We start from the raw sequence: 20,585 nt of genomic DNA, 5'->3' as shown, positions 1-20,585 counted from the left end.
CCATGAAAAAATTTAATCTTATTACCGCAAGTTTTTTAGCGTTAGGTTTAACAGCTTGTAGTTCAGAGCAATCAGTTAATACATCAGTTGAGCAGGTGTCTGCGCCAGGAGCTCCGGGTGTTGAACCTTTTTGGGCATACTCAGGTAAAACAGGTATTGGTACATCTTACGAGCAATACCAAGACGGCCACTATAGCGATGCAGCTGCTACAGGGAAAGTATCAAAAGTTTGGTTTTCAATCGCTAAAGGCATGATCACAGAAACCATGTTTGGTTTAATTCACCAAGCACAAATCAAAGATATGCAGTTTGTTGTAGTTGGTAAAGACTTTACCGTAACAGAAAACGATGATCTGGATGTTAGCATTGATTATTTATATAAAGACGACGCGGGTCGCCCATTATCGCTTGCGTACAAAGTGGTAAGTAAAGATAAACAAGGCCGGTTCACCCTAGAAAAACACATTTTTACAGATCCTAACGGGCAAACATTGTTTGTTCGTAGCGTGTTTAATACTGACCTTGAAGGTGTGAAAGCCTACGTTAATGTAAATCCTTACATTGATAACAACGGTTTAGACGATTTCGCAAAAGTGACCGACAAAGGTCTAGTTGCTTGGCAAGATGATAACTTTTTATCTTTACAAGCCGCTCAACCATTTAAAAAGGCAAGTGTTGGCTTTACAGGTGTGAGTGATGGCTTAAAAGAGTTAAAAGCATCGCAATCACTCTCAACGACTTACCAAAATACCGGTGATAAGTCGGGTAATGTAAGCTTACTTGCAGAGCTTGGCGAAGTATCTAAAAACACCACCTTTGATTTAGCTTTAAGCTTTGGTAATTCTGAAGCTGCAAGCTTAAAAGAAGGCCAAACAAGTTTAAACCAAGGTTACCAAAAAGTGCTTGCTGCTTATAACGGCGAAGGTGCGGCAATTGGTTGGCAAGATTACTTAGCAAGCCTTGAACCTTTGAGCACATTAACTAACAGCACTGCTGATAATGGTAAATTGCTATATACCAGCGCCATGGTATTAAAAGCGCAAGAAGATAAAACTCATGCAGGTGCTTTAATTGCGTCACTTTCTAACCCTTGGGGTGAAACGGTTTCGGCTAAAACTGGTTCTACTGGTTATAAAGCCGTTTGGGTGCGTGATTTCTATCAAGTTGCTATGGCATTTATGGCTATGGGTGATACACGTACAGCTAAAACGGCGTTTGAATATCTAGAAAAAGTACAAGTGACGGACAGCACGCCAGGCAATGGTGGTGACACGGGTTGGTTCTTACAAAAAACGCACGTTGATGGTGAGCTTGAATGGGTAGCTGTTCAGCTTGATCAAACAGCAATGCCGATTATGTTAGCGTGGAAACTACACCAAGCTGGCGTACTTAGCGATCAAGAGCTGACAGATTGGTATGGCAAAATGTTAAAACCAGCGGCTGATTTCTTAGTTGATGGTGGCGTTGCGAAAATTCTTTGGAACGACACACAAATTACACCACCAGCAACGCAACAAGAGCGCTGGGAAGAGCAAAATGGTTTTTCTCCTTCAACAACAGCTGCGGTAGTTGCAGGCCTAGTAACGGCTGCTGATATTGCTAAAAAAGCAGGTGACACTAAAAATGCAGAGCGTTATCTAGCAACGGCTAAAACCTACAACAGTGAAATTGAAAGCACGATGTTTACGACTCAAGGTAACCTTAAGTCTGAAAACAGTGATGGTGAATATTTCATCCGAATCGGTCAAGACAAAGATCCAAACTCATCAACCACACTTAATGCTAATAACGGTCGTAAAGGCTTTGATAAAAAGCAAATCCTTGATGGCGGTTTCTTAGAGCTTGTTCGCTATGGTGTGCGTGATGCACTTGCTCCAAGCATTGTAAAAACTTTACCAGAGTATGATGACGAAACCTTAGTTGATAACCTGCAAGTGCGCTACACCTTTAACTTTGCTGATGGTTCGGGTTCATTCCCAGGCTACCGTCGTTATGGTAACGATGGTTACGGTGAAGATGAAGTGACAGGTAACAACTATGCTGAAGGTGGCAATAACACTCCAGGTCAACGTGGTCGTGTTTGGCCGTTTTTCACCGGTGAGCGTGGTCACTATGAAATCGCTGCGGCAAACGCAACCAATAGCCTTGATGCGATGAAGCAACAAGCGATTAAAGACACCTATGTAAAAGGCATGGAAGCATTTGCTAATGAAGGCATGATGTTACCTGAGCAAGTTTGGGATGGCGTTGGTAATAATAAAGCAGGCTATCAGTTAGGTGAGGGGACAAACTCAGCGACACCACTTGCTTGGACTCACGCTGAATATATCAAGTTACTTCGCTCAGTGAGCGATAAACATGTGTGGGACCATTACCCAGTTGTTGAAGACGCATTGAAATAATTCAGCTTCATATGATGAAACCGCCGATTAACACTTGGCGGTTTTTTTTGTTTTGCACTTTTTTACATTAATTTTCAAATAGTGTGATATTTTAGCATTATGCAAATATAATTGTCTGAGAAAAACACCTATTTAAGTAAAAGCAAAAATTGCACTATTTTTTAAAAATAGAGGTTTTGCTCAGGTTAAGTAGCTTTGTTTAAATTAAAAGTAAAGGGAATTTAATTAATATGCTAAAAAGAATTTCACTTATATTATTACTGATTTTACAATGTTCTTGCTCTATTAATTCTAACTTCGGTAATTATATTATTGCTGACGCCGAAAACAGAGGAAGAGGTGAACAAGTCCAGGTTTATAACGATCGAGAAATTTTCAACTTTAGATCAACCTATTTAGGTAATGTAGAATCGAACTTTTGTCACGAAAAAAATGACTCTCTTATCCCTGAAGATGCTTATTATTACAATCCTTCCAATATAAAAGGTACTTTACAAGATTCTTTAAAAGTTAAAGCACATAAAATGGGTGGTAATGGTATAGTTTTTTCTCAATGTTATACTACGTCAAATACATATCAGTGCTATAAATCAATGCGTTGTGAAGGCTCTGTTTATAATATTGAAAATTAACTATGAGCTCAAAAACAATGAAACACATGCTTCGCTTTGTTTTTCTAATGCTACTTACTTACCCTTTCTTAAGTGTTGCTAATGCAAAATTAAAACCCTTCAGCAGTGATGGTTGCAGCTCTTTCCCTGATGGAACTATAGAACATAAAAACTTGTGGTTGTCTTGCTGTACAGCCCATGATCTCGCATATTGGCAAGGCGGTACTTTCAAGCAACGTGAGCAAGCTGATGTCGATTTAAAAGAGTGTGTTGCAAAAGTAGGTGAGAAAGAGATTGCGGTATTGATGCTTGCTGGTGTCAGAGTGGGTGGTACACCTTTTTTACCAACCAGCTTTCGCTGGGGTTATGGCTGGCCATATCCTAAGTTCTATGGCGAACTAACAGAGCAAGAGCGGATGCAAGTTGAAAGCCGTTTAGCCGAACTTAATACTGAGAAAAATAACTAATTAATCGTTTATCTAAGTTCTTTACAGGTTTTAGATGCATCATTGATTACAGTTGCTTCAGCGCTTTTGGCAAAACGTGTTGACATATAAAGGCCTAATTGGTGGTCTGGCATTTTTATGCGTGTAACGCCATCAAAGTGGTGAGGCTCGATATCTTTTGCAATTACAGTCGGTAGGGCTGTAATACCGGCTCTGTTTTTAGCTACAAACTCAACAGCTTGTTGCCATGTATTAACTTGTTGCTCATGGCTTAGTATTTCATTTTCATCAATGTCTAAGTATTTAAGTATTAAGGTGTGCGCACCAGTACCGCGCTTATATGCTATGCCTTGTAATAATGCTTGCTTGCGTAAATTTTTAATACTTAAATCTGTTTCATTTGCCTGGATTATGAGCTGGTAACCAACTTGATAAATTGTTGTTGAACGAGCCGCAAATAGATCTCTTTGAGGAAGGAGCAATAATGGCATAGCGATATCTACTTCATTATTTTTTAACATCTTAATTAAACGAGCTTGCGGTACTGTAATAACGTCAAAGTCGGATTCGAGATGATTAATAACACAGCTATATGCTGACTTTAATTCACCATGAAATTGTTTACGGTAGTACTTTAAAGATTCGCCATTTTCACTTGATACACCTATCAGCAATTTAGCTGAAATTGAATGGCTGAATGAAGCAATAAATAAAGCACATAAGGTGATAAAAAAACGTATAAAGTCCATTTATAAGCTTGTCATGTTTTAATTAATTATTAATTTATCAATGACTAGCTATAAAAACAATATCAAGGTAGCAGCCTGAAATAACATCGTTGTATGTATTTAGCTTGAGTTATTCATTTATATATTTTAAAACAGTGCGTTAGAATTTTTTACTTGAGGGGAAAGCTGGAAACTGTAATGTTGAAATCGTGTAGCATTTTGTAGCCTATGAAGTACTGTATTATTTTTCCAAATGGAGTTTGTAAATGATAAAAACAGCCTTAATTTTATCTTCATTGATTGCGTTTGATACGCAAGCACAAAGCTTTCAATCAAAATTAGTCAAAGCTGCGAAAGAGCGTACTGAACACGTTGTAGTTTATAACGGCAGTTATCGAAAAATTGACTACCCCAATGGCGATGTACCAAAAAATATAGGTGTGTGTACCGATGTGATAATTCGCAGCTATAGAGCTTTAGGAATTGATTTACAGACGCTTGTACATGAAGATATGCGCGACAACTTTACCTTATATCCTTCAAAGCGAATTTGGGGCTTGACCAAACCAGATACCAACATTGACCACCGAAGGGTACCTAACCTGCAAGTGTTTTTTGAAAAATTTGGCACAAGAAAAGTTATTAGCAAAACAGCTGCTGATTACCAAGCTGGTGATATTGTGACTTGGGTTTTACCTAATAATAGGCCTCATATCGGCATTGTAACAGATGAGCTATCTGAAGATAAATTAAGACCTCTCATTGTTCATAACATTGGCTGGGGGCCGAAAATGGAAGATATGTTATTTAACTATAAAATTACAGGTCACTATCGATTTGAACCAAATCTTAGCAAATAGTTTTTCCTGAATCAGAATTAAGCCATAAGCAATTGCTATCGTCTTGCATTTTATAACCTCGTGTTTTTGCTATAACAGCGTGCATTGTTCGTTATTTGTTAAAGTTTATAGCTCTTTGTATTAAGAACATGGAATAAATTTTGTTTTTATAATAATTTAAGGTATTTTGTACCTATAACTTATGCTGAGCAGTTTTATAAAAAGCTTCAAGTAAAACTGTCAGTTTCAATCTTTTTAAGTACAAAAAAGGAACAATTCGATAAGTGAAGGGATTATGAAAAAACGTATCAAAGAGAGCTTTGGTGTAATAGCCTTAGTATTAACATTAATAACATCATTAATAGGCATATATTCGTTGAGTGAATTTATTACTATTTATGGTTCTATATTTCTTGTCTGTTTGATTTTTGGAATGTATAGATATGCTTAGTAAGTTTACAGTTAAATCAACATTAGCTGAAAAGCTTACTAAAAATTCTTTTGTCGCAATTGAACCAATCTATTCAGATAAAACCATAGAGTATTTGAATACTAAATTTGATCAATTATTCTTACAGCAGAATCAATCTAGACGCTATGTAGATGCTTTAGATATGCTTAATTTAGGGGTTCTTTACGATGTTTTTAACCCAAGCTTAATATCATTAATTTATAAGCTAATGCCCAATCCAATTCTTTATCATTGTCATTCATATGAAATTGATGGTAAGTCTCAAAAATCTCATATAGCAGGGGACAACTTTTTAGACGGTTGGCATAGAGACATAGACTGTATTCATGATTTTGAAAAGGGAGGTATTCAGCATATAAGCCTTTTTGTATATCTAACTGATGTAGGTGCCAATGATGGTGCATTTGAAGTTTGCACAAAAAAGTTAGGTTATCTTCCTAGATTGTTTAAGAGCTCAAAATTTTACAGTATAACAGGTAAAAGAGGACATTCTTTTTTATTTAATAGAACTGCATTTCACAGAGCTAGCCCGAATAAAAATAATAATTACCGAAGAGTATTGAAAATTTCATTCCAAGATAAAAATACTAGCTCAATAAAACTGAATGAAAAAATAAAAAGTCATAAAAAAAGATTTAACCTACAAAAAGTACGTGATTCTGTACCAAAAGAAAATGTTATCATCAGGTCGTTATTTGGTGACGAAAAAGTAAATAATGAAGAATTGAGAAGGGCAATAGAAAGTAAAAATCTATCCAGCATAAACTATGCCTTTATCCCGGAGTCTACATTTGAAATTAAATATAGTATGTCATTATTAAAAGAATTTCGGGGGGCTGCGAGAGATTTAATGTATCTAAAGAAAATGATGTACTCAAAAAAAATTAAATGTAGATAGTATTCTTCCCCCCTCAAAGTGTGAATTTGAGGGGGGTATGGATTTTATAACCCGGCTTTTTTAGCGCGAGCAGTATGTAGTTTTTTATAGCTTTCGATTAAACGAAGGTGTCTATCTAATCCCTCAAGCTTCATGCTGGTCTCTGTTAGACCATAAAACATCACATCGCCGTTGATTGAGCCAACCACGGCATCCATTGTTTCTTGGCCAAACATACGGGTAAAGCTATGGATGTAATCTTCAATTTCAAGGTCATCACTAAGAGCAACTTCTAACGTTGCGTGCATTGCTTGGTAGAATAGACCACGTTCTACAATAGTATTGTCGTTATATTGTAAGAAAGCTTCAACAAGCTCCATTGCTGCCTCTAAATCACCAAGTGCTAAGTAAATAAGTAGTTTAAGCTCAAGAATCGTTAACTGACCCCACACTGTGTTTTCATCAAACTCAATGCCGATTAAGGTGATGATATCAATGTAGTTATCAAGTTCACTTTGTTCTAAGCGCTCAACTAAATCAGCAAGTTGATCTTCTGATAAACGGTGCAGATTTAAGATATCTTCGCGGAAATTAAGTGCTTTATTGGTATTGTCCCAGATTAAGTCTTCTACTGGATACACTTCTGAGTAATCAGGCACCAAAATACGACATGCAGTACCAAGATCTGAGAACTCAGCAATGTAAGCTTCTTTACCTAAGCTTTCTAAAATACCGAATAAGCTCGCTGTTTCTTCTTCATTGCTGCCAGAGAAATCCCACTCAACAAACTCATAATCGTGTTTAGCACTGAAGAAACGCCATGAAATCACGCCAGTTGAGTCAATGAAGTGTTCTACAAAGTTTTCTGGCTCAGACACAGCCATGCTATTAAATGTTGGCTTAGGCACATCGTTTAAACCTTCGAAGCTTCTGCCTTGTAATAGCTCAGTTAAGCTGCGCTCTAACGCAACTTCAAAGCTTGGGTGTGCACCAAAAGAAGCAAATACACCGCCAGTTTTAGGGTTCATGAGTGTTACGCACATGACAGGGAACTGACCGCCTAGTGAGGCATCTTTTACTACAACTGGAAAGCCTTGTTCTTCAAGGCCATTAATACCTGCAACAATCCCTGGGTATTTGTTTAAAACCTCTTGAGGTACGTCTGGTAAAACAATTTCTTGCTCAATGATCTGGCGCTTAACAGCACGTTCAAAAATTTCAGATAAACATTGTACTTTTGCTTCGGCAAAGTTGTTACCTGCGCTCATACCATTACTTAAGAATAAGTTTTCGATTAGGTTTGATGGGAAGTAAACAGTTTCACCGTCAGAGTGGCGTACATAAGGAATAGAACAGATACCACGTTCTTTATTGCCAGAGTTGGTATCAATTAGGTGTGAGCCACATAGCTCACCATCTGGATTATAAATTTCACGGGTATAGTCATCTAAAATGCCCTCTGGTAGAGAGTCATCGTCAGTCAGAGCAAACCACTTTTCATTTGGATAATGAACAAACTCGCTATTAGCAATGTCTTCCCCTAAGAACTGATCGTTATAGAAGAAGTTACAGTTTAAGCGCTCAATAAATTCACCCAAAGCTGAGCATAACGCGCTTTCTTTAGTTGCACCTTTACCATTAGTAAAACACATAGGCGAGGCTGCATCACGAATATGTAGAGACCATACATTAGGCACAATATTACGCCAAGAAGAGATCTCGATTTTCATCCCTAATTCTTCAAGGATGGCCGTCATATTTGCGATGGTTTCTTCAAGCGGTAAATCTTTACCTAAAATAAACGTGTTGCTGCCATCACCTAGTTTTGCCATCAGCATTGCTTGTGCGTCAGCTTCGATACTTTCCACAGTATCGATTTTAAACTCTGGCCCAGTTTGAATAACACGTTTTACCGTACAACGTTCAACAGAACGTAAAATACCCGTGCGGTCTTTTTCAGATAAGCTTTCAGGTAATTCAACCTGAATTTGGAAAATTTGGTTATAGCGGTCTTCTGGGTCAACGATATTGTTTTGCGCAACACGAATACCATCAGTCGGGATATCGCGTGAATTACAATACACTTTAATAAAGTAAGCCGCACACAATGCAGAAGACGCTAAGAAATAATCGAATGGACTTGGTGCAGTGCCATCACCCTTATAGCGAATAGGTTGGTCAGCAATGACAGAGAAATCATCAAACTTGGCTTCAAGTCTGAGGTTGTCGAGAAAATTAACTTTAATTTCCATTAAAAAATTCCACCTTTGTGCGCATTGCTATCTGAAGCTTTATACAGCTAGATAAGCATTTTCATCATAATAGGTGTAATTATCTGCTTTTTCGAAGTAATAGTCTTGGGTAAATCGAAAAAAAAGCGATTTTAATAAATAAAAGCCTAGTTTGCAGAGCAGATAGCGATAACTGTGGCGTTATCGCTAAGGGTTAAACACTCGAACCGCGAATAATTAAACGAGGCGGTAAAAGCGTATTTTCTACTTGTTCACCACGAATAAGCTTAAGTAGATTATCAACTAACATTTGCCCCGCAAGAGTGGTGTCTTGCTGAACAGTGGTAAGAGGCGGATTAACAAAGCTGGCAACAGCAATGTTATCAAAACCGACAACGTGAACATCGTCAGGAACTTTTATTTTTGCTTCTTTCAGGGCGCGAATAGCACCAATAGCAATAAGGTCACTGGCTGCAAATAAAGAGTTAAAACGAATATTATTGGCAATCAATGATCGAGTAGCATGATAGCCTGACTCTTCTGTAGAAATGGCATTAGCCATTTTACGTTCGTTAAGGGTCACACCTTTAGCTAAAAATGCATCTTTAAAGCCTTGGTAACGGGCAAAAAACTCAGGGCTATGCTCAGAGGCATCACCAATAAAAGCACAATCTGTTCTACCTGTAGCTAATAAATGCTCTGCCGCTAACTTACCACCACCATAATTATCACAGCTCACTGTTAAGTCAGGGCGGTTATCGACGCTTGCGCCCCAGCAGACAAACTTAGTGTGTTGGTCAATTAAGGTTTTAAATTTGGGTTGATAATCGAGGTAATCCCCATAACCCAATAAGATTAAGCCATCGGCACGGTGACTATCTTCATAATCAGCTTGCCAATCTGAGCTGCTTGATTGAAACGAAACAAGCAAGTCATAGCCTTCTTTCGCACACGCTCTGGTAATACTACCAAGCATCGCTAAAAAGAAAGGGTTTATTTGTGATTCATCTGAGGTTGGATCTTCAAATAACAAAAGGGCGAGGGTGCTACTTTGTTGTGTTCTTAGGTTACTGGCATTTTTATCAACTTTATAGTTGAGCTGTTTTGCTACCTCATGAACACGTCTACGCGTTTCTTCGTTGACCAAAGGGCTGTTTCTTAATGCGCGAGACACGGTTGACTGTGACACACCCGCATAATGTGCAATGTCAAAAGATGTCGCCTTACCTTTCATATTGTTACCAAATAACATAAGTAGTAATTGCCATTTTCGGCTATTTAATATTTTTTTCAAGCTATTTGTGACGAGTGGTTAATTACAAGCAAAACTCAGAGCTAATAGGTGTTATTTCTGTGCATTTTGTTGATTTTTAGCACTTAAGGCGTGAGTTTTTTAATAAAATACGTATGCATTCACAAATAATGAAAATTTTTATTGATTCGAATCTGACACCGGTGTCATAATGTCACTGTTTTATCATTTTGTTGTCAAAACGTATTTGGCTGCCCATTCATTTGGGCAGCATTTTTTTAATACAAAAGATAGCTTCTTTGAGGCAACGACCCAAAGTTTAGCAGACACAGTGGCTTTGCCATTGAAAACTAGAAAAATAAGCGGCAATAGCTTAGACAAATAGAGAAAACAACATGAACACACAGACAACTACAGAATTCGCTCCTATTCTTGTTGCCGATATCGGCGGCACTAACGCTCGTTTCGCTTTAATCACAGACTTTAATACGCAAACAAATCAGTTTGTTATAAAGCATAATTTAACATTCCCAAGTGCTGATTTTGGTTCTTTAGAAAGTGCAATTAATCAGTATTTCAGTCAAATATCGTTCCCAAAGCCTAAGCGTGCATGTTTAGCGGTAGCGGGCCCTATAAAAGCAGGCCAAGTACACTTAACAAACCTTGGCTGGCACTTTAACGTTGCAGATTTAAAAGCTGAGTTTTCATTTGAGCAACTTGAAGTTATCAACGACTTTGCCGCATTTGCTTATGCAGCACCATATTTAGACGATTCGCAAAATATGGCCGTTAAGGCAGGTCAAGCAGATGAAAATGCAAATATTGCAGTAATGGGCCCAGGCACTGGTTTTGGTGCAGCGTGCTTAGTGCGTACCTCTCAAGGCAGCGCAGTACTTAGCTGCGAAGCGGGTCATATTACCCTTGCCGCAGTAACAGAATTAGACCGCCTTTTAATCACTGAGCTTAAAAAACAATTAAATCATGTGTCAGTAGAGACAGTGTTCTCAGGCCCAGGTATTGCGCATTTGTATCGTGCTATGGCTGCGGTAAAAGGTGTAGAAGCTAAAAATTTAGATGCAGCGCAAATTAGTGAATTAGCTACTACAGGCCAATGCGAAGTGTGTGATGCGACATTAAATCAGTTTTGTGATTGGATTGGCAGCGTAGCCGGCGATTTAGCACTTACATTTGGTGCATTAGGTGGTGTATTTATTGGTGGTGGTATTTTACCACGCATGCAACAACGTCTATTATCGAGTCGATTTATTGAGCGTTTTGCAGACAAAGGTATTATGTCGCAATATACTTCACAGATCCCTGTTACACTAGTAACACAAGACAACATTCCATTCATTGGTGCTGCTGCGTGTTTACATGTAAACAGTAACGCGTAATTTGCAGTTGGATTAAGAGCGGATGAAAAAAGTTACCATCAACAGTGTTGCCAGCCATGCTGGTGTTTCTAAGAAAACAGTCTCTCGCGTGCTGAATAATGAGCCAAACGTGAGTGATGCAACGCGCGAAAAGGTACTAAAAGTATTTAAAGAGTTAGATTACACGCCTAATCCTATTGCCCGTGGTTTAGCACAAAATCGCAGTTTCATAATTGGTTGTTTATACGACAACCCGAGTAAAAGTTACATTACCCGCGTGCAAACAGGTGCTTTAGCGGCATGTCATGAACTTAATTACAACTTATTGATTCATCCTTGTGAGTTACGTGGCGAAGAGTTAATTAGTAACATTGAGCAGTTAATTCAAACCTCTCGTTTAGATGGTATCGTTTTAACTCCACCTTTTTCGGACTTTCCTCAATTAGTGAGTTTTTTAAAGTCGAAAAAGATCCCGTATGCTCGTGTAGCCTCAGCCACCCTTGAAGATGATTCTATTTCTGTACGAAGTAATGACGAGCAGGGCGCTTTTGAAATAACTGAGCATCTAATTAAGCTTGGTCACAAAGAAATTGCGTTTATTAAAGGTCACCCAGATCATAGTGCTACAGAACAACGTTTTAAAGGCTACCGCCGTGCACTTGCCTCAAACGGCATTGAATTTGATGAGCGTTTAGTCGAAGAAGGTAACTTTAGTTATCATTCTGGTGTTGATAGTGCCCGTACTATTTTAGATTTGAACCCTCGTCCAACAGCGGTATTTGCTTCTAATGACTACATGGCAGCAGCGGTATTAAAGTTAGCTACGCAAATGCAATTGAAAGTGCCAGACGATATTTCTATTGCAGGTTTTGATAACGCACCTATTGCCCGTCATATTTGGCCAGGCTTAACCACCATCGCACAGCCAGTTGAAGAAATGACACAACAAGCAGTTAAGCAATTAATTTCACATATTAGTGAACCACAAGAGTCACCTTATCAAGTGACACTTGAAGCAAAGCTAATTACTCGTGAATCAACAGCCGCAATTAAATAAATTTCATCATATTTTTTCACAGTAGCCCGAGAATGAGTGACGCGTTCTCGGGCTTTTTTATTTTGAAGCTAGAAAAGAGCGAATGTTAATTTAACTTACTGTTTATAAATAATAAGTTTGGTAATGTGCATGCTTTATCTAAGTCGTTATAAGTAGATATAAACATGAAATATCCTCATATTCTACTAAAATTAAATTGTTCATTATTTGGTCATTTAAAAAAATTAAACTAAATTTAACAGATAGGGTTGACACCGGTGTCACAGTCATGAGTTAATACAGTGACACCGGTGTCAGGTTGGTTGTGAGAGACAGCCTGATAGCGTACCTTTGAACGGGTAAATCAAAGATGCTCAGTACAGTTATATTCGTGGAGTCTGTAATTGTTACTGAGCCTTTATCCTCTAACTATAGAGATGAGTCGAATTTTATGTTGCATCCTCGTATCCAAGAAGTCACCGACCGCGTTATTGAACGTAGTAAAGAGACCCGCCAAGCTTATTTAAAGCGAATCGCGCACGCAAAAAAACAAACAAGAGTTCGTGCAGGTTTAGGCTGTGGTAATATTGCACACGTTATGGCTGCTTGTAGCAGCGATGACAAAGCTCGTTTAAAAGCTGACGAGCAACCAAACCTAGCTATCATCAACGCTTATAACGACATGCTTTCAGCGCATGTACCTTACAAAGATTATCCAGAAATCATTAAAAGCCTTGCAACCAAGTACGATGCAACAGCACAAGTTGCTGGTGGTGTACCTGCAATGTGTGACGGTGTAACACAAGGCCGTGATGGTATGGAGCTGTCATTATTTTCACGTGACGTGATTGCAATGTCGACTGCGGTTTCTTTATCGCACGACGTGTTTGACGGTGTTTTCTGTTTAGGTGTATGTGACAAGATTGTCCCAGGACTTTTAATTGGTGCCTTATCATTTGGTCATTTACCAACGTATTTCTTACCAGCAGGTCCAATGCAATCGGGTATCCCGAATAAAGAAAAAGCCCGCGTACGTCAAAAATTTGCACAAGGCCTAGTAAGTCGCGAAGAGCTGTTAGAAGCAGAAAGCGCGTCGTATCACAGTGCCGGTACTTGTACTTTCTACGGTACTGCAAACTCGAATCAAATGTTAATGGAAATCATGGGTCTACATTTACCTGGTAGCTCTTTCATTAACCCATACACAGAACTACGTGATGGTTTAACAGGTCATGCTGTAGAAACCATGTTAAAGCAGTTAATCGAAACAAAAGATGCTAACTGCCTTGCAGACGTAGTCAGTGAAAAAACAATTATTAATGGTTTAGTCGGCTTGTTATCAACAGGCGGTTCAACAAACCACGCAATCCACCTAGTAGCAATTGCTAAAGCAGCGGGTGTGATCCTTACGTGGAAAGACATGGCTGACTTATCTGAAGTTGTGCCACTTCTTACACGCATCTACCCGAATGGTTCAGCAGATGTGAACCACTTCCAAGCTGCTGGCGGTATGGGCTTCCTAATGAAGCAACTACTTAGCAAAGGTTACCTACACAACGACGTGAAAACGATTGTTGGTGATGGCCTTGAAGCTTACACCACAGAGCCAATGTTAGATAAAGATTCATCAGTAATCATGACTAACAGCACAGGCCCAAGCAAAGTTAAATGGGTAGCGTGTCCTGAAAAGTCACACGACGAAGAAGTATTGCGTCCGATTGATAATCCGTTTAGTAAGCAGGGTGGTTTACAGCTTCTTACAGGTAACCTTGGTAAAGCAGTTATTAAAGTATCTGCAGTGGCTGAGTCACATCAGGTTGTTTCTGCGCCAGCTAAAGTATTTAGCTCACAAGGCGAGTTACAAGAAGCGTATAGCCGTGGTGAATTAAACACCGACTTTATTGCTGTAATTAAAGAGCAAGGTCCGAAAGCGAAAGGCATGCCTGAGCTTCATAAATTAACGCCAGTAATGGCAACACTCCAAGATCAAGGCTACAAAGTGGCGATTGTGACAGACGGTCGTATGTCGGGTGCATCAGGTAAAGTTCCTGCAGCAATCCACTTAGCACCTGAAGCTGTTGAAGGTGGTGTAATCGCAAAAATTCACGAAGGTGATTTAGTGACACTTGATGCACCAGCGGGTGTATTAAAAGTACACGTAAGCGATGAAGAATTAGCAAAACGTGAATTACAACTTAGCCAACCAAGCCAAACATATGGTACAGGCCGAGAATTATTCGCAGGTTTCAGAAATATAGTAAGTAGTGCAGACCTTGGCGCTAGCGCCTTCGGTTTAGAATAATAATACGCCGTTACTGGGCTATGAGGAACATACAATGAGCATTGAGAAAATTTTATCATCGGCACCTGTGGTACCGGTTGTTGTTATCGAAAAACTTGAAGATGCAGCACCCCTTGCACGTGCGCTTTATAACGGTGGCTTAAAAGCATTAGAAATTACTTTGCGAACGCCGATTGCGGCAGAAGCAGTAAAGCTTATGAAAGAAGCTGTACCTGAAGCATACGTAGGCACAGGCACTGTTATTGATAAAGCGACATTTAATGCATCTGTAGAAGCTGGTGCTGATTTTATGGTTAGCCCAGGTGTAAACGACGAATTATTAGCACTGGCTAAAGAGTCTGATATTCCATTTTTACCCGGTGCAGCAACACCAAGTGAAGTAATGAAATTAGCGAGCCAAGGCTTTAAGTTCTTAAAGTTCTTCCCTGCAGAAGCGGCAGGTGGTACAGCAATGCTTAAATCAATTGGTGGCCCTTTACCGCAAGTGACTTTCTGCCCAACTGGCGGCATTAGCCTTGAAACAGCACCTAACTACCTAGCACTTAAAAACGTAATCTGCGTAGGTGGTACTTGGATGTTAGATAAACAACTTATTGAAAACAAAGACTGGCAAGCCATTGAAGCGCTTGCTCGCCAAGCAAGTGAAGTAAAATAATTAACGGGAGATATTAGAATGATTAATGTTGCAATTAATGGCTATGGACGTATCGGTCGTAACGTATTACGTGCTCTTTATGAGTCAGCTCAAAACAACGAAATCAAAATTGTTGCTATCAACGATTTAGCACCAGCAAATGTTAACGCGCATTTAACTCAATTTGACTCAGTACACGGTCAATTTTCTCAAAAAGTAACACTTGCTGAAAACACCATGCTAATTGGTAATGATGAAATTACCCTTACGCAAGAGCGTGATCCTGCAAACCTTCCTTGGAAGGAATTAAACGTCGATATCGTATTAGAATGTACAGGTTTATTCACTTCACGTGAAGCAGCTGCAAAACACATTGAAGCCGGTGCTAAAAAAGTAATCGTTTCTGCGCCTGGTACTGATATGGATGCAACGGTTGTTCATGGTGTTAACAGCGAAGTTTTAAACGCTGACAGCAACATTATTTCAAACGCATCGTGTACAACAAACTGTTTAGCACCGATTGCAAAAGCAATCAACGACACAGTAGGTATCGAGCAAGGTAGCATGACAACCATTCATGCTTACACAAACGATCAAAACTTATCTGACGTTTATCACCCAGACTTATACCGTGCACGTAGCGCAACTCAGTCAATGATCCCAACTAAAACAGGTGCAGCTAAAGCGGTTGGCTTAGTGCTTCCTGAACTTGCGGGTAAACTTGACGGTATGGCAGTACGCGTTCCAACAATCAACGTTTCTTTAGTAGACTTAACGTTCGTTGCTAAGCGTGAAACAACTGCAGCAGAAATCAACGAAGTCGTTAAAGCTGCATCAGAAGGTGCAATGCAAGGTATTCTTGAATACAACGAATTACCGCTTGTTTCTATCGACTTTAACCACAACCCAGCGTCTTCAATCTTCGATTCTACACAAACTAAAGTAGATGGTAAGCTTGTTAAAGTGATGGCTTGGTACGATAACGAGTGGGGTTTCTCAAACCGCATGTTAGACCAAGTTAAAGCGCTAGGTCAGTTCTTATAATAGAACAGTAAAAGTTTAAGCTTTATCCAACAAAGCCACGTTTATCGTGGCTTTTTTGGTTTTTACTGGATAAAAGCATTTATTCACAGTATCTTGTCTTTAAACATTTATAGGGACAGATGATGAATAAATTTTTAATACCTTTATGCCTCTTGTTAGTGTCTTGCTCATCAACACAAGATAAAAACCTACCAGATTTTAATATTCCCAAAGATGTGATAACAAAAGCAAAAGACGACTTCAGACGATCTGATGATAAAATTTTATTTATGATGATGGTTAATCAAGCGGGTGATGTTGTCAAAGTCAGTGTATTGGATAATAAGCTGCAAAATAAGCAATTCTTAAATATGTTTAAAAAGAATATGTATAACCTTAAATATCCAAAAGCTCAGCAAGGGGACCCTGAATTTAGAGAATTCATTTTACCATTTGGTGTAAAAACTGAAGTAGAATTCTATGGTTAATCCCAGTTTATGAGGAAAATAATGAAAAAATCTTATTAACTACTTCACTCTTTGTAATGTCGTTACTGCCTAGTTATGCTTCAGCATCAGAAGAAGCTCAGCAACTTGCAGTGTGTTTAACTGATTCACTGAATGGCAAAGAGCGGAAAAATCTAGCTAAATGGATTTATCTGGGTATGTCAACGCACAGTATAATTAAACCTTTCTCGAACGTGACAGAGCAAGATATAGATGAAACTAATCGCTATGTTGGTGCGTTAGTTACGCGTTTATTAACCGAAGACTGTCCAAAGCAAGCTAAAGCAGCGATTGAAGTCGGCGGTCAGGGAGCAATGGAAAACGCATTCGGTATTGTCGGTGAAGTTGCAATGCAAGAGTTAATGGCTGAGCCAAGTGTGGGTAATGCTTTAGGTGCATTTGATAAATACCTTGATCAAGATAAGTTTGATAAAGCATTTCAGTAATAGTTAAAGGCTTATTCTTTTATAAGCCTATTTCGTTTCATAAGGATATGGATGTTCAATAATATTAGACAGTTCTTCGCTATTAATTTGTAATTTACACATTTTCGTGATGACTCAGCGTACATTTGTTCCTAAATTCTTCTGTGTTATGCTGCAAAAAATTGATAAATGGATTTTTATATCATGACACGTCTTTATCATCGGCTATTTAGGGCTGAGCAGTTTCAAGTGGGTGAAGGCAATATTAGCGGTTATATTGCTTGCTTCTTAGCGGTTTTATCCTGTTTAGGGGTGTTAGCCTTTCATTTTCCAGAGTACTTAACGACCCCAGAGCTCAGGCAAAACTACAGTGTTGAGTTTTTACGTCAGCTAATGTTTGTGGCATTGATTATTTCAGGCAGTTTAGGGTTGTTGAACTTTGTTCGTAATACTAATAAACGGCTCGGTGCAATGGCTTGGGTGTTTATAGTTGTGGCTATTGCATTTGGTGGGCCGAATGTTGAGGTGGGCGACTTTAAAGATAATACGCCGTACTTGGGGCTTGATTGGTTCATTCTTGACTTACTTGGTTCAACCCTGATTTTTATTCTAATTGAGAAGCTTCTGCCGCACCGAAAAGAACAAAAAATTCTCCGCTCAGAGTGGCAGGGTGATTTAAATCATTTCTTTGTTAATCACTTAATTATTGGTTTTGTGTTGCTGGCAACCAATCAGTTCGTGCATCATGCATTTGGCTGGGCTGTGTCTGAAACAGTGCAAGGCTTTATTATTCAACTGCCATTTTTACTGCAGCTATTTCTAATCATTTTAGTAGCCGATTTAATGCAATATTTTGTGCATAGGGCTTATCACGAAGTGCCTCTGCTTTGGCGTTTTCATGCCGTGCATCATAGTGCAAAAGAGATGGATTGGCTGGCAGGCTCTCGTCAGCATATTTTAGAAATACTCGTGACGCGCAGCTTAGTGCTCACGCCTATTTTTGTGCTCGGCTTTCCATCGGATGTTATTAGCCTATATGTAATAATTGTTGGCTTTCAGGCAGTATTTAACCACGCCAATGTTCGTGTGAGATTTGGATGGTTAAAATATTTGCTGGTTACGCCACAGTTTCATCATTGGCATCATTCATCTGATAAAGCAGCCATTGACCGTAACTATGCTGCGCATTTTTCTTTTTTAGATTATCTATTTGGCACTGCTGTCAAAGGCCAAGCAGAGTGGCCCGATAAATATGGTGTAGTTGGCGATTACATGCCCGAAGGTATGTTAAAGCAGCAGGTGTTCCCGTTTAAAAAGCAAAAATAAAGCCTCACAGAGGCTTTATTAATAATGACCCTAAATCATAATCGCGAAACTAGCTCAGAAAGGCGAGGGCGTTTGTCTGAGTTGAGCACTAAGCACTCTTGAGCTATGTCAGCAAGCATCTTAGTAATGTCGTTTTCTTCAGTCACTACAGTCAGTAAATCATCGATGAAATAACCAAAGGCGCGTATTTCAATGCCTTCTAGTAGCTGCTGTTGATTAGGCGTCAGCATCGATAAGTCTGTTGCCGCACCAAAGTCACCAAATAATAACTCGCCACGTGAATTGATCATGCTGTTATGGGCATAAATGTCACCATGGCTAACTTGCTTTTGATGCAAATGAGCGAGGGTACTGGCCATTTGCTTAACAACTTTTAGCACCATTTCTGGCTCGTACTGGCAGTTGTCTTCAAAGGTATCACGAGTACAAGTCGCAAGGGAGGGGGGCAAACCAAGATTCGTAAATTCTTTACTGATAAGCTCCATCACTAAACCGAGTTGAGACTCTTCATCGACATAGCCCAATGCTTTTATGAGATTTGGATGCTCACTGGCTTTTAAACAGCAATTTAGCTCATCGAGTGGATAACCATCACTGGTGATCTCGCCTTTAAATAACTTAAGAGCAACAGGCTGTTGATGCAAATTGGCTAAGTGAATAACCCCAGATGCACCTTGGCCAATCTGCTTTTTAACTTCGATTTCATCCAGTGCGATTTGGCTAAACAGCTCACAGTGCAAGCTAGTTGAGCGATTTAAATCGTTACCAGAGAAGGCAAGCCAAGCAAGTTTCGGTAAAGCTAAAAGCCAATCTTCAATTTTTGTAAGTTTATTGGCACTTAAACGTATTAGCTCAAGCTCTTTACAATTAGCCATTGAGACTGGCAAATGTGTTAACTGATTACCTGCCAGTGCGAGCTTTTTAAGCTTGCTGTACTCACCAAATGTATCAGGTAAAGCGGGAATTTGATTATCAGTTAAGATTAACCATTCAATCTGCGTTGGCAAACAGTGCGCTTTAAATTCAGTAATTTGATTACCTTTAAATGCCACCATGATTAAGTTTGGGCATTCTCTTAGCACGTCTGGAATATGTTTAAACTGATTAAATGATAAAAACAGCCGTTTGAGATTTTTTAATTTGTAAAAATCGTCAGGTAAATCACTTAGCTGATTATTAGATAAATCGAGAATTTCTAACGTATCGGCTAGGGTATAAATTTCTTTTGGCAATTCGGTTAGTTCTGCAACAAGCTGAAGCCGTGTACAACCTTGTAGAGAACCGGCTTTTAACTCTTCGAGGGTATTCAATGTTGATTCCTTTGGGCTAAAAAGGTAAAAGGCCAACTTGGTTGGCCTTTTTTATTAAAACTGTGCGTTGTGGTAAACGTTTTGTACGTCGTCACAGTCTTCTAGCATGGCTAAAAAGCGTTCCATGACTTCAACGTCTTCACCTTCAATGGGTGCTTCTACTTGCGGCACAAAAGCAATTAGATCTTCGTGGAAATCAGTAATTCCCATTTCTTCAAGTGCTGTACGGGTATTGTTGTACTCAGTGTGTGGAGCGAATACAGTCACTTTACCGTCTTCAACTTCTACATCTGTTACATCAACATCAGCCATCATTAGTGCTTCTAAAACAGCCTCGTCATCATCACCATCAAACACAAAAATAGCAAGGTGATCAAATAAGTGTGATACTGAGTTTTGCGCACCAATTTTTGCATTCGCTTTTGTAAAACAAACACGTACGTCAGCAAAGGTACGTTTGTTGTTGTCGGTTAAACAGTCAACAATAATCATACAGTTACCAGGTCCGTAACCTTCGTAGCGAGTTGCTACGTAATCTTCGCCGCCACCACCTTTGGCTTTATCGATTGCACGCTCGATTACATGCGTAGGTACTTGGTCTTTTTTAGCACGATCGATTAAGCGACGAAGCGCTAAGTTGCCATCGGGATCAACACCACCATTCTTAGCGCAGATATAAATTTCTTTTCCGTACTTTGAATAAACTTTGGTTTTTGCACCCGCAGTTTTTGCCATTGAGTCTTTTTTGTTTTGATAAGCTCTGCCCATCTGCGTGTTGCCTTTTTGTTATAG

18 protein-coding genes are annotated in these 20,585 nt (G+C 39.2%); 13 read left to right on the top strand and 5 right to left on the bottom strand.

What is annotated here, in order from left to right; genetic code table 11:
- The first annotated feature begins 2 nt into the window (after positions 1-2).
- From ACSFVZ_RS05195 to ACSFVZ_RS05185, 3 genes are all read left to right on the top strand, one after another.
- Entirely contained in the window at positions 3-2,402 is a 2,400-nt protein-coding gene (locus ACSFVZ_RS05195) for a glucan 1,4-alpha-glucosidase (protein ID WP_435558264.1), read from the top strand.
- Positions 2,403-2,632: 230 nt separating this feature from the next.
- Complete coding sequence (locus ACSFVZ_RS05190; RefSeq protein ID WP_253038397.1) at positions 2,633-3,034, top strand: hypothetical protein; 402 nt, start codon at positions 2,633-2,635, stop codon at positions 3,032-3,034.
- Between the two features lie 47 nt (positions 3,035-3,081).
- Positions 3,082-3,480: a hypothetical protein gene (locus ACSFVZ_RS05185; protein ID WP_253038458.1), complete on the top strand. Its 399-nt coding sequence runs from the start codon at positions 3,082-3,084 to the stop codon at positions 3,478-3,480.
- An 8-nt stretch (positions 3,481-3,488) separates the two neighbouring features.
- Here the strand turns inward: ACSFVZ_RS05185 and ACSFVZ_RS05180 are convergent, their stop codons facing one another.
- Positions 3,489-4,208 carry a transporter substrate-binding domain-containing protein gene (locus tag ACSFVZ_RS05180; RefSeq protein WP_435558263.1) on the bottom strand — a complete coding sequence of 240 codons (720 nt, stop codon included), beginning with the start codon at positions 4,206-4,208 and terminating at the stop codon, positions 3,489-3,491.
- 245 nt (positions 4,209-4,453) lie between these two features.
- On the opposite strand from ACSFVZ_RS05180, the gene ACSFVZ_RS05175 reads away from it, so the two are divergent.
- Together ACSFVZ_RS05175 and ACSFVZ_RS05170 are read left to right on the top strand one after the other, a co-directional pair.
- Positions 4,454-5,047, top strand: a complete 594-nt coding sequence (locus tag ACSFVZ_RS05175) for a DUF1287 domain-containing protein (RefSeq protein ID WP_435558262.1) — start codon at positions 4,454-4,456, stop codon at positions 5,045-5,047.
- Between the two features lie 422 nt (positions 5,048-5,469).
- Positions 5,470-6,396: a phytanoyl-CoA dioxygenase family protein gene (locus tag ACSFVZ_RS05170; protein ID WP_435558261.1), complete on the top strand. Its 927-nt coding sequence runs from the start codon at positions 5,470-5,472 to the stop codon at positions 6,394-6,396.
- Between the two features lie 44 nt (positions 6,397-6,440).
- On the opposite strand, the gene ACSFVZ_RS05165 is transcribed toward ACSFVZ_RS05170, so the two are convergent.
- Both ACSFVZ_RS05165 and ACSFVZ_RS05160 read right to left on the bottom strand, forming a co-directional pair.
- Complete coding sequence (locus tag ACSFVZ_RS05165; protein ID WP_435558260.1) at positions 6,441-8,627, bottom strand: OsmC domain/YcaO domain-containing protein; 2,187 nt, start codon at positions 8,625-8,627, stop codon at positions 6,441-6,443.
- A gap of 193 nt (positions 8,628-8,820) precedes the next feature.
- Positions 8,821-9,840 carry a LacI family DNA-binding transcriptional regulator gene (locus tag ACSFVZ_RS05160; protein ID WP_135924931.1) on the bottom strand — a complete coding sequence of 340 codons (1,020 nt, stop codon included), beginning with the start codon at positions 9,838-9,840 and terminating at the stop codon, positions 8,821-8,823.
- Between the two features lie 413 nt (positions 9,841-10,253).
- Between ACSFVZ_RS05160 and glk the strand changes: the two genes are divergently transcribed.
- The 8 genes from glk to ACSFVZ_RS05120 all read left to right on the top strand — a co-directional run bounded on the left by glk (position 10,254) and on the right by ACSFVZ_RS05120 (position 18,483).
- Complete coding sequence (gene glk, locus ACSFVZ_RS05155; protein ID WP_135924929.1) at positions 10,254-11,252, top strand: glucokinase; 999 nt, start codon at positions 10,254-10,256, stop codon at positions 11,250-11,252.
- Between the two features lie 22 nt (positions 11,253-11,274).
- Entirely contained in the window at positions 11,275-12,288 is a 1,014-nt protein-coding gene (locus tag ACSFVZ_RS05150; RefSeq protein ID WP_435558259.1) for a LacI family DNA-binding transcriptional regulator, read from the top strand.
- A gap of 430 nt (positions 12,289-12,718) precedes the next feature.
- Positions 12,719-14,569 (top strand): phosphogluconate dehydratase, encoded by a 1,851-nt coding sequence (gene edd, locus ACSFVZ_RS05145; protein WP_135924924.1) that lies wholly within the window; start codon positions 12,719-12,721, stop codon positions 14,567-14,569.
- A gap of 34 nt (positions 14,570-14,603) precedes the next feature.
- Positions 14,604-15,224, top strand: coding sequence for a bifunctional 4-hydroxy-2-oxoglutarate aldolase/2-dehydro-3-deoxy-phosphogluconate aldolase (locus tag ACSFVZ_RS05140; protein WP_063705675.1), 621 nt, complete (start codon positions 14,604-14,606; stop codon positions 15,222-15,224).
- An 18-nt stretch (positions 15,225-15,242) separates the two neighbouring features.
- Positions 15,243-16,247, top strand: coding sequence for a type I glyceraldehyde-3-phosphate dehydrogenase (gene gap, locus ACSFVZ_RS05135; RefSeq protein ID WP_135924922.1), 1,005 nt, complete (start codon positions 15,243-15,245; stop codon positions 16,245-16,247).
- A gap of 122 nt (positions 16,248-16,369) precedes the next feature.
- A complete protein-coding gene (locus tag ACSFVZ_RS05130) occupies positions 16,370-16,714 on the top strand; it encodes a hypothetical protein (RefSeq protein ID WP_138600582.1) in 345 nt (114 codons plus the stop codon).
- Between the two features lie 56 nt (positions 16,715-16,770).
- The gene (locus tag ACSFVZ_RS05125; RefSeq protein ID WP_435558258.1) at positions 16,771-17,178 is read left to right on the top strand and encodes a hypothetical protein; all 408 of its coding nucleotides are present in this window, start codon (positions 16,771-16,773) and stop codon (positions 17,176-17,178) included.
- Between the two features lie 183 nt (positions 17,179-17,361).
- Positions 17,362-18,483 carry a sterol desaturase family protein gene (locus tag ACSFVZ_RS05120; protein ID WP_435558257.1) on the top strand — a complete coding sequence of 374 codons (1,122 nt, stop codon included), beginning with the start codon at positions 17,362-17,364 and terminating at the stop codon, positions 18,481-18,483.
- Between the two features lie 35 nt (positions 18,484-18,518).
- Here the strand turns inward: ACSFVZ_RS05120 and ACSFVZ_RS05115 are convergent, their stop codons facing one another.
- Positions 18,519-19,793: a protein kinase gene (locus ACSFVZ_RS05115; RefSeq protein WP_435558256.1), complete on the bottom strand. Its 1,275-nt coding sequence runs from the start codon at positions 19,791-19,793 to the stop codon at positions 18,519-18,521.
- A gap of 54 nt (positions 19,794-19,847) precedes the next feature.
- Positions 19,848-20,561 carry a YebC/PmpR family DNA-binding transcriptional regulator gene (locus tag ACSFVZ_RS05110; RefSeq protein WP_138625158.1) on the bottom strand — a complete coding sequence of 238 codons (714 nt, stop codon included), beginning with the start codon at positions 20,559-20,561 and terminating at the stop codon, positions 19,848-19,850.
- Positions 20,562-20,585: the final 24 nt, after the last annotated feature.

It is taken from the genome of Pseudoalteromonas nanhaiensis (assembly GCF_051235485.1).
GTDB classification, from domain to species: domain Bacteria; phylum Pseudomonadota; class Gammaproteobacteria; order Enterobacterales; family Alteromonadaceae; genus Pseudoalteromonas; species Pseudoalteromonas lipolytica_C.
Note: the sequence above shows the minus strand (reverse complement) of the source record. Positions and strands in the feature narration are given on the sequence as shown.